The 8885-nt window shown below is 62.1% G+C and carries 13 protein-coding genes and 1 pseudogene; 7 read left to right on the top strand and 7 right to left on the bottom strand.

All coding sequences use genetic code 11. The annotated features are described in order from the left end of the window. The 3 genes and pseudogenes from VFL62_RS05795 to VFL62_RS05785 form a co-directional block, all read left to right on the top strand. Window positions 1–409 (top strand): annotated as a pseudogene (locus VFL62_RS05795) (ionic transporter y4hA); the annotation flags it as partial. Between the two features lie 18 nt (window positions 410–427). Next, window positions 428–712, top strand: a complete 285-nt coding sequence (locus tag VFL62_RS05790; RefSeq protein WP_325171419.1) for a cupin domain-containing protein — start codon at window positions 428–430, stop codon at window positions 710–712. A gap of 73 nt (window positions 713–785) precedes the next feature. Next, complete coding sequence (locus VFL62_RS05785) at window positions 786–1685, top strand: hypothetical protein (RefSeq protein ID WP_325171418.1); 900 nt, start codon at window positions 786–788, stop codon at window positions 1683–1685. Window positions 1686–1882: 197 nt separating this feature from the next. Here VFL62_RS05785 and rpsU read toward each other — a convergent pair whose 3' ends face one another. Continuing rightward, the gene (gene rpsU, locus VFL62_RS05780) at window positions 1883–2185 is read right to left on the bottom strand and encodes a 30S ribosomal protein S21 (RefSeq protein ID WP_325171417.1); all 303 of its coding nucleotides are present in this window, start codon (window positions 2183–2185) and stop codon (window positions 1883–1885) included. A 259-nt stretch (window positions 2186–2444) separates the two neighbouring features. Here rpsU and aqpZ point away from each other — a divergent pair, with 259 nt between their 5' ends. After that, window positions 2445–3167, top strand: a complete 723-nt coding sequence (gene aqpZ / locus VFL62_RS05775; RefSeq protein ID WP_325171416.1) for an aquaporin Z — start codon at window positions 2445–2447, stop codon at window positions 3165–3167. A gap of 24 nt (window positions 3168–3191) precedes the next feature. Here the strand turns inward: aqpZ and VFL62_RS05770 are convergent, their stop codons facing one another. After that, the gene (locus VFL62_RS05770) at window positions 3192–4322 is read right to left on the bottom strand and encodes a 5-(carboxyamino)imidazole ribonucleotide synthase (protein ID WP_325171415.1); all 1131 of its coding nucleotides are present in this window, start codon (window positions 4320–4322) and stop codon (window positions 3192–3194) included. A gap of 143 nt (window positions 4323–4465) precedes the next feature. Then, window positions 4466–4954, bottom strand: coding sequence for a 5-(carboxyamino)imidazole ribonucleotide mutase (purE, locus tag VFL62_RS05765; RefSeq protein ID WP_325171414.1), 489 nt, complete (start codon window positions 4952–4954; stop codon window positions 4466–4468). Between the two features lie 206 nt (window positions 4955–5160). Here purE and VFL62_RS05760 point away from each other — a divergent pair, with 206 nt between their 5' ends. Then, window positions 5161–5853, top strand: coding sequence for a GGDEF domain-containing protein (locus VFL62_RS05760; protein WP_325171413.1), 693 nt, complete (start codon window positions 5161–5163; stop codon window positions 5851–5853). Window positions 5854–5863: 10 nt separating this feature from the next. Then, complete coding sequence (locus VFL62_RS05755; protein ID WP_325171412.1) at window positions 5864–7018, top strand: epoxide hydrolase; 1155 nt, start codon at window positions 5864–5866, stop codon at window positions 7016–7018. Between the two features lie 3 nt (window positions 7019–7021). Here VFL62_RS05755 and VFL62_RS05750 read toward each other — a convergent pair whose 3' ends face one another. From VFL62_RS05750 to VFL62_RS05740, 3 genes are all read right to left on the bottom strand, one after another. Continuing rightward, window positions 7022–7273, bottom strand: a complete 252-nt coding sequence (locus VFL62_RS05750) for a hypothetical protein (RefSeq protein WP_325171411.1) — start codon at window positions 7271–7273, stop codon at window positions 7022–7024. Window positions 7274–7297: 24 nt separating this feature from the next. Continuing rightward, on the bottom strand, window positions 7298–7510 hold the full coding sequence (locus tag VFL62_RS05745; protein ID WP_325171410.1) for a hypothetical protein: 213 nt from the start codon (window positions 7508–7510) through the stop codon (window positions 7298–7300). A 96-nt stretch (window positions 7511–7606) separates the two neighbouring features. After that, entirely contained in the window at window positions 7607–7813 is a 207-nt protein-coding gene (locus tag VFL62_RS05740) for a YdcH family protein (RefSeq protein WP_325171409.1), read from the bottom strand. 392 nt (window positions 7814–8205) lie between these two features. Here VFL62_RS05740 and VFL62_RS05735 point away from each other — a divergent pair, with 392 nt between their 5' ends. Further along, a complete protein-coding gene (locus VFL62_RS05735; RefSeq protein ID WP_325171408.1) occupies window positions 8206–8391 on the top strand; it encodes a YdcH family protein in 186 nt (61 codons plus the stop codon). 103 nt (window positions 8392–8494) lie between these two features. Here VFL62_RS05735 and VFL62_RS05730 read toward each other — a convergent pair. Next, window positions 8495–8885: NAD(P)/FAD-dependent oxidoreductase (locus VFL62_RS05730; protein ID WP_325171407.1), on the bottom strand; the 391-nt coding region annotated here is incomplete at its 5' end.

Below are 8885 nucleotides of genomic sequence, written 5' to 3'. Positions count from 1 at the left end.
ATCTGTGGTGCTGCTGGCGAAGAAGTTCTCGCAAGTTGTAGATGCCAGTGCGGCGTTGATTGGCGCGCCGCCGGCCTTTGCCGGCATTCTGGTAGCACTGCTCATCCTCTTGCCGGAAGGCGTTGCCGCGATCGCGGCCGCGCGGCGCAACGATCTGCAAAAGAGCATCAACCTGGCACTGGGATCGTCGCTTGCCACGATCGGGCTGACGATTCCGGCTGTGGCAGTGGCGGCCTACGAACTCGACAAGCAACTCGTGCTGGGGCTGCCGCCCCAGGAAATGGTGCTTCTGGCGCTGACATTGCTGCTCGGCATGCTGACTTTGGGCAGTGGCCGGACCAACATCCTTTTCGGTCTGGTCCACCTTGTGGTATTTGCGATATTCATGTTTCTGGTGTTCGTTCCCTGAACGGGAGAAGAGTGGAAAATGCAAAGCGCCACGTCCGACGTGCAGGTCGACACCCCGGAGGTGCGCGTGACCCGGTGGCGCCTGGCCCCGGGATCGGCGACCGGCCATCACATTCATGAGATGGACTATGTTATCGTGCCCGTGACCGCGGGCGAGATGACCATCGTGGCGCCCAACGGGGAGCGCTCCAAGGCCCAGCTGCAGGCCGGACAATCCTACTTCCGCAAGGCCGGGGTGGAACATGACGTCCTGAACGAGACTCGGAGCGAGATCGTATTTTTGGAAGTGGAGCTGAAGCCATAACCCCGCCGTTTACCGAATTGCCACCGATATGCCTCAAAGCTTCGGCATCAGAGCCCGCGCGGGAGTGGTCGGCATGCTGAAATTGGCCTCAAAATTTGCGATGGATATCTTTCCGTCGGTGATTGCGACCATTCTCGGCGCCTACATCGTTAATCACTACATCAACAATAAGACGCCGGCCGCCGATCCCGCCGCGGCGGTGTCCACGGCCGACCCGAAAAAGGCGGCTACCAAGGCCGATTCGAAGCCGGCCGAGCGCTCGGCCGACCTTGGCAACGCGCCCGAACATGGGGTGCGGGCGAAGGGCATTTCCGAAAAGTCGATCAGCGACAAGGCGGCGGCCGACAAAGCGACCGTGGAAAAGCCGGCCGAGAAGGCTGACAAGCCCGCCGAGACCGCCAGCATTCCGCCGACCACGCCGGCTGACACCCGCCGCCACGCGCCGACGCGCGAGAAAGCAGCCTCCAAGCCGGCCCCGGCCGCCGAACCGGTGGTGGCGGCTCCCGTTAGCGCTCCGGCGGCAGAGCCGGCCGCGACGCCGGATGCCAACGATCTGGCACGTGCGGCGATCGAGCGCCTGCGCGGCGGCGAACCCGTGTCCCGCACGACCGAGCGGACCAAGGCAGCGGAGCCCAAATCTATGGAGCCCAAGCCTGTGGAACCTGCGCCTGTGGTGGCGATGCCTGTCGCGCCAGCTCCTGCGCCGGTTGTGGTCGCCCCGCCGCTTCAACCCTTGCCGCCGCCGATCATGGTTTCGACCCCGCAGTTCGATAACAAGCCGGTCACCGCACGGGCCAATGACCCGCTGCACCCGACGCCGCCGGCTGACATTCCCGATCCGGGCGGTGCCGGTGCTCCGCTCGATCTGCGGGCCGATGCGACCGATCAGCAACCGCCGCCCAAGCGGCCGAATGTTGCCGAAGATGTGCTCTCGGCCACCAAGAAGCTGTTCAATTCGGTGATTCCGAAGTAGTCGGCCGGCCGCTTGCGCAGTGTCGCTTTGCGGCGATGCCGAAAACGAATATTTCAACGTTCGCCAGGCTTTGAGCACGCGGCGACGAGATCGCGGCCCGGCCATTTGGGTGCCGGATGGATGTGACGGTGTGCAAAAGCAAACGCGGACCCGAAGGTCCGCGTTGCTCAACTCATATCCGAAAATCAACCTGGAGGTCAGCGGGGACCACGCGGTCCGCCCGGACCACCGCGGCCGCCAGGGCCACCACGGTCGGCACCAGGGCCGGCGCCGAACACCGGCTTCGGCTTCATCGGCAGCAGCCCTTCACGCTGCAACTTCTTGCGGGCCAGCTTGCGCGCGCGGCGCACGGCTTCGGCCTTTTCACGGGCCTTCTTCTCGGAGGGCTTTTCGTAATGACCGCGGAGCTTCATCTCGCGGAAAATACCCTCGCGCTGCATCTTCTTTTTCAGCGCCTTGAGGGCTTGATCGACGTTGTTATCGCGAACGAGAACCTGCACGCGGCATCCTCTTTCAATTGATCGGCTTGGATTCTGGTAAGGTCAAAGGGCTGGCAAAAAGCCTCGCTCCCGAACCTTTGAGCGCGCGGATGTATCAGACAAACGGTGGAATGTCCACCTGGCAGCAGCAAATTCGCTGAAGGCCGGGATGTCCGGATCGCGCCCGATCCAGTGCCTAAATATGCCGATTTGAGGATTCTGCAACTTTTTGGACGAATTTCGCTCCGAGGATCGCGGAGGATGTATCCGGGAGGCTCCCATGGAAACGAAAAAATATGCCGCTGAATTGATTGGTACATTTTGGCTCACATTCGCGGGATGCGGGAGTGCCGTCATTGCTGCCGCTTTTCCGCAGGTCGGTATCGGCCTGCTCGGGGTATCGCTGACCTTCGGCCTGAGCGTGGTGACCATGGCCTATGCGATCGGCCATATATCCGGTTGTCATCTCAATCCGGCCGTCACGGTCGGCCTCACCACCGGCGGCCGTTTCCCGGCCGGTCAGATCCTGCCCTATGTGATCGCGCAGGTTATCGGCGCCGTCGCTGCCGCTGCGCTGCTTTACGTGATCGCACGCGGGGCTCCGGGTTTCGATCTCGGCAAAGGTTTTGCGTCCAACGGCTATGGAGTGCATTCGCCGGGACAGTACGACATGGTCGTTTGCTTCATCACCGAGGTCGTGATGACGGCGATGTTTCTGTTCATCATCATGGGCGCCACCCACGGCAAGGCGCCCGCCGGTTTTGCGCCACTCGCCATCGGTTTGACTTTGACGATGATCCATCTTGTCAGCATTCCCGTCACCAACACTTCCGTGAATCCGGCGCGCAGCACCGGTCCGGCGTTGTTCGCAGGCGGATGGGCGCTCGGTCAGCTCTGGCTGTTCTGGGTCGCGCCCCTGATCGGTGGTGTGCTGGGAGGCGTCGTCTATCGCTGGCTGAGCGAGCAACCGACCGGCCTCGTGGAAGGCGTGAAGCCGGCGTAACGATCAGTTCGCACGGCGCGAGATTTAAACCGGACTATTTTTTTCCCTCGGCGCGACCTGGGTGACGTGGCCCATCTTGCGCCCGGGCCGTGGTGTTCCCTTGCCGTAGAGATGAACGGTCGCGCCGGGAACACTGAGCCAGTCTCCGAAGCTGTTGATCTCGTCGCCGATCAGGTTGGTCATGGTGACATCGCCGTGGCGGATCGGCTTGCCGAGCGGCCAGCCGGCGATCGCGCGGATGTGCTGCTCGAACTGCGAGATCGAGGCGCCGTCCAGCGTCCAGTGTCCCGAATTATGCACGCGGGGAGCGATCTCGTTGACCAGAATCGTCGGCCCGCCATCGCCCGGCACCACGAACAGTTCCACGGCCAGCACGCCGACATAGTCGAGCGCGTCGGCGATCTTCCTCGCGATCTCGCGCGCCTGCGCGGCCAGCGCGTCCGATATCGCGGCCGGCACCCGCGACACTTTGAGGATGTGATCGCGGTGCTCGTTTTCGGTGACATCGAAGCATTCGACGCTGCCGTCGGCCGAGCGGGCGGCGATGACCGAGATTTCGCGCTCGAATGGAACGAAGGCTTCAAGGATTGCCGACTTGGTGCCGAGCTCTTCCCAGATGCGATCCGGATCGTCGCTTGCGCGGATCATCGCCTGGCCCTTGCCGTCGTAGCCGAAGCGGCGGGTTTTCAATACCGCGGGAAGGCCGATCCGGGCGATCGCGGCATGCAGCGATTGCGGTGAGGAAACATCGGCGTAGTTGGCGGTCTGGATGCCCAGCCGTGTGACGAAATTCTTCTCGATCAGCCGATCCTGCGTCGTCTCGAGAATCCCGCGATCGGGCAGCACGGGGCGCCGCGCCGCCAGGATCATGGCGGATGCCGCCGGCACATTCTCGAATTCATAGGTGATGACGTCGACGTCGCCCGCGAACAGCTCGAGCGCCTCGACGTCGGCATATTCGGCGCAGGTGGCATTGGCGACGACGTCGAAGGCGGGCGAGTCCGGGTCCGGCGAAAACACGCGACAGCGCAGGCCGAGCCGCGCCGCCGCCATTGCCAGCATCCGGCCGAGTTGCCCGCCGCCTACAATTCCGATGGTGTCGCCTGGCTTGAGCTTCACCCGACTAGTGCCCCATTTCCGAAGTTCGTGATCCATCGCGGCGGCCTCTTACACGAAGTTCGGAAATGCAAGGGCAGTAGCAAACCTATATTCTTGGTGCCGCTGATCGATTTGAGGTCCCCAGGACGAATGTGCGGAAGCCGATGTGGGGACCTCAAATCGGCGGCGCCACTGATCAGTCACGCGGATTCCTCCGGACGCTCGGCGACCGCGTCGGTCCGTTGCTTGCGCCACGCTGCGAGCCGCTCCGCGAGCGTCTTGTCGTGCAGCGCCAGGATGCTGGCTGCGAACAAGGCGGCGTTGATCGCGCCGGCCTTGCCGATCGCGAGCGTTCCAACGGGAACGCCGGCGGGCATCTGCACGATGGAATAAAGCGAATCGACGCCCGACAGCGACTTCGATTCGACGGGAACGCCCAGCACCGGGAGTTCCGTCAGCGACGCGGCCATGCCCGGCAGATGGGCGGCGCCGCCGGCACCGGCGATGATGACCTTGAAACCAGCCGCCTTGGCGCCCTTGGCAAACGCGTAAAGCCGCTCCGGCGTGCGATGCGCGGAAACGATGCGCTTCTCGCAGGCAACCCCGAGCGCGGCCAGCGTTTCGGCGGCATGGCGCATGGTCTCCCAGTCCGACTGGCTTCCCATGATGATGGCGACTGGCGCGGGCATATCGTTAATTCTGACTGGAATCCAACAACTCAGGTCCGATTATAGGATCGGCCCTCTCTTCGGCAAGCTGGCAAGGGATCGACAATGGACTATCCTGTCTTGGCACGAACAAGCAAGCTTTCTTGCTGCAGTACTCCCAACCGGCGTTAACGCGAGCCTGCAACCAATGCCGGCTCGCGGCCGAACTGAAGCGTGGTCCAGGGGCGATGAAGAAGAAAACAGGGGCAACGGCATCATCGCGCGCCGCCAAAAGACAAAAGCCCGCCGCAGCCGCCGGCAAGGCACGCCGCGTATCCACGACCCCGGCCGATCCCGCCGGGGGCGAGGCGCAGGCCGAGATCAGGCGGCTCAAGAGCCAATTGGCCAAAGCGAGCGCGCGCATCGCGGAACTGCAGGCCGCAGCCGAGACGGATTTTCTGCTTCAGATTCCCAACCGGCGCGGCTTTGAACGCGAGCTGTCGCGTGCCATTTCCTATATCCAGCGCTATGGGGCCAGCGGCGCGCTGATCGTGCTCGACGTCGACCGCCTCAAACCGATCAACGACACCTTTGGCCATGCCGCCGGCGATGAGGTGCTGAAGGCGATCGTTGCCGTGCTGTCGCGGCAGATCCGCTCCTCCGACGTGATCGGACGGCTCGGCGGCGACGAGTTTGCACTCTTGCTGTGGAACCTCAGCGAGACCGATGCGCACGCCAAAGCGGCCGCGCTCGAGGCGGATATCGACCGCCTCAGTTTTGCTTTTGCCGGCAGCTCGGTTGCAGCCGGCGTCTCGGCCGGCATTACCTTGCTTGGGGCGCATTCGGAGACGGGTCGGGCACTCGCGGACGCCGATCGCGCGATGTACGTGCGGAAGGCGCAGCGGCGTCACGAAATCTCACAGCAATCCCTCAAACCATGAGGCGAACATCATGACCAGACCAGTGCCGTTTACGCTTCACGTCGCGGATACCGATATCGCCGATCTCAGGGAACGTCTGATGCGGACACGGTTTCCGGATTCGGCACCTGGCGAGGCCTGGGCCTTCGGCACAGACGTCGGCTATTTGCGCGGCCTCGTTGAATACTGGCGCGACGGGTTTGACTGGCGGGCTGAGGAAAAGGCCCTCAACGCCTTTCCGCAATTCCGTGTGCCGATCGATGGCATTGACCTGCACTATTTGCATGTCGAGGGCAAAGGCGAAAACCCGATGCCGTTATTGCTGATGCATGGTTGGCCCGGTTCGGTGTTTGAGTTCCTCGACATCATTCCACGGCTGACCGATCCGGCGCGGTTTGGCGGTGATCCCAGAGATGCCTTCACGGTGATCGCGCCGTCGCTGCCGGGTTACGGACTGTCGTTCAAACCCGGCCAGAAGAGATTTGGCGTACCTGAAATGGCCGACTGCCTCGCTACGCTCATGCACGACGTTCTCGGTTATGCGCGGTTCGCCGCCCAAGGCGGCGATTGGGGCGCTGGCATTACCAGCCGGCTTGGCTATGCCCATTCGGAGAAGATGATCGGCATTCATCTGAACTTCATGATGGCCGCCGGCCGTGATCCCAGCGCGATCGAAAATCCGGCCGAGGAGGAGAAGCGTTATCTCGACGAACTCGCGCACTGGACACGCGAGGGAATCGGCTACCAGTGGATTCAGGGCACGCGGCCGCAGACGTTGTCGTTCGCGTTGACCGATTCTCCGGCTGGGCTTGCGGCCTGGATCGTCGAGAAGTTTCGCGCTTGGTCGGACTGTGGCGGCAATGTCGAAAGCGCGATCAGCCGCGACCGCATGCTGGCGGATATCTCGCTCTACTGGTTCACCGGTGCCATCGGCTCATCATTCTGGCCGTACTATGCAAGACTTCACGGCGCGGCCATCCTGCCGCGTGGCGACGTCATCAGCGTCCCCACGGGTTATGCGCAATTCCCGCGCGAAATCCTCAGACCGCCGCGCAGCACCGCCGAACGCGTGTTCAAGAATATCCGACGCTGGAGCGTCATGGAAAAGGGCGGCCATTTCGCCGCCCTCGAGCAACCCGATCTGCTGGCGCAGGAGGTGCGCGCCTTCTTTCGCGAATTGCGCTGAATGTCACTGCCCAGCCAGATCGTCGGGCACCTGGCCGAATTTCCTGAGCACGTGCGCATCTCCGAACTCGCCAACCATGGGATCGCCGCTGCGGGAAAACGCCACGGCGCCGATGCTGCCTGGGGAGCGCGACATCGCCTCCGCCCGCCGCAATGCGGCGCTCGAGTGCTGGCATTCCTCCGCAGCGCCCGCGACAAGCAGACCGGCTTCATCCTGGAAAAATGGCATTGCGACATAGTAAGTGACGTTGGCCATCTGTCTTCTCCCTGATCGAGGCCATCAGGCCGCGTCGTCTCTGGCACGCGACCGCCGGACGACCGCGCCCAGGTTCAAGGCCCTTGCGCGCAACTCGCTCAACTCGGTTTCCAGATATTCATTGGCCAGGATCAGCGCCTTGATCGTGCTGCGAGGATCGCCATTGCACATCGCGATCAGCCGGTCGCAGGCCTGTTCGTAGCTTGGGCTGAAGGGAAACGAGACAGCTTCGGGCATGACGCATCCTCGCGGCGGTGTCTTTGGGGTGTACTAATGTTCCTATTTTGTTCTCGTAAAGTCAAGCGCGATCTTGGGCAGCAAAGCTGCGCCAGGTCAGGCAATGATGTCGGGGGTGATCTGGTCTTCGATGAACTGGATACGATCGCGCAACTGCAACTTGCGCTTCTTTAAACGCTGCAATCGCAATAAGTCGGGCGCAGGAGACTGATGCAGCGCATCAATGGCTGCGTCGAGATCACGGTGTTCCTGTTGCAATCTTGCGAGCTCGGACTGGAGTTCGCGCTCATCTTCGTCGGTCATGGGTTACTTAATCAAAACGCGGATGAGATTTGCGAAAATTCCGGCAGGACGATCCGTGACTATCCTCCCTGCCAGCCCGCTCCGCAAGCGTGTTCCATCAGGACTAACAGGCGCCTTTAGACTTCGGATCCGACCGCCTCCGATCGTTAACGGCGGATGGCAGGGTTCATCGGACCGGCCGGTTCCAATCGTCGGGCACATGCGCTGTTTGAGCGCATGGCGCCTATCCCGCTGGCGCGAAAGGGCTTCGCGCCGCCGCCTCACGATTCGTTACAAATGCCCGGTGAAATATGAGGACGGCGTCGTTCAAAACCATCGACAGATTCGAGCCTTGGTGTACACTTTTGTGTCCGGATGAATCTGAGGTCTTAATCCAACCGAGGAGGTTTCGAATGGCAATTCTCGCACATCTCGTTGAACTGGAACGCAAACACAAGGTTCTCGAAAACGAATTGCACGAAGCTCTTCTACACCTTTCAACAGATGACTTGCAGATTGTCGAACTGAAGCGCCGGAAATTGATGGTCAAGGACGAGATCGAGCGCTTGAAGCACACCGCCAGCGCTACGCTGCATTAGTTCAGTACCCGCACATCAGAATTGGTTTTTGCGCCATCGCCGGTCGGCGTTGTGAGCGTCGATCGGCGAGGGGCGGGCGCCGATCCATTATCGACAGGCGTCGTCATGCTTGTGCGAGCTCACCGACATAGTCCGCGATCGCCAGCGATGATGTCAGCCCCGGCGATTCAATACCGAACAGGTTGATCAGGCCGTCGACGCCGTGATCGCCCGGGCCCTGGATCAGGAAGTCCTGCACCGCGACGGCGGGCGGCACGATCTTCGGCCGCATGCCTGAATAGCTCGGCATCAGCGCGCCATCCGGCAGTGTCGGCCAGTATTTGCGAATGGCCGGATAGAATCGCTCGGAGCGTGTGGGATCGACAGCATAATCGATATGATCGACCCATTCGACGTCGGGGCCGAAACGCGCCTGTCCCGCCATGTCGAGCGTGAGGTGTACGCCTAATCCACCTGGCTCCGGCACCGGGTAGATCAGGCGCGAGAACGGCGCT

The organism is Bradyrhizobium sp. (assembly GCF_035701725.1).
Classification (GTDB): Bacteria; Pseudomonadota; Alphaproteobacteria; order Rhizobiales; family Xanthobacteraceae; genus Bradyrhizobium.
This window is presented reverse-complemented; position numbering and strand designations above follow the sequence as displayed.

Coding starts and splice junctions, on each gene's coding strand:
- VFL62_RS05760 (WP_325171413.1), top strand. CDS start 5,161: ATGAAGAAGAAAACAGGGGCAACGGCATCATCGCGCGCCGCCAAAAGA.
- VFL62_RS05735 (WP_325171408.1), top strand. CDS start 8,206: ATGGCAATTCTCGCACATCTCGTTGAACTGGAACGCAAACACAAGGTT.
- VFL62_RS05750 (WP_325171411.1), bottom strand. CDS start 7,273: ATGGCCAACGTCACTTACTATGTCGCAATGCCATTTTTCCAGGATGAA.
- VFL62_RS05755 (WP_325171412.1), top strand. CDS start 5,864: ATGACCAGACCAGTGCCGTTTACGCTTCACGTCGCGGATACCGATATC.
- aqpZ (WP_325171416.1), top strand. CDS start 2,445: ATGGAAACGAAAAAATATGCCGCTGAATTGATTGGTACATTTTGGCTC.
- VFL62_RS05740 (WP_325171409.1), bottom strand. CDS start 7,813: ATGACCGACGAAGATGAGCGCGAACTCCAGTCCGAGCTCGCAAGATTG.
- VFL62_RS05785 (WP_325171418.1), top strand. CDS start 786: ATGCTGAAATTGGCCTCAAAATTTGCGATGGATATCTTTCCGTCGGTG.
- VFL62_RS05745 (WP_325171410.1), bottom strand. CDS start 7,510: ATGCCCGAAGCTGTCTCGTTTCCCTTCAGCCCAAGCTACGAACAGGCC.
- VFL62_RS05770 (WP_325171415.1), bottom strand. CDS start 4,322: ATGGATCACGAACTTCGGAAATGGGGCACTAGTCGGGTGAAGCTCAAG.
- purE (WP_325171414.1), bottom strand. CDS start 4,954: ATGCCCGCGCCAGTCGCCATCATCATGGGAAGCCAGTCGGACTGGGAG.
- VFL62_RS05790 (WP_325171419.1), top strand. CDS start 428: ATGCAAAGCGCCACGTCCGACGTGCAGGTCGACACCCCGGAGGTGCGC.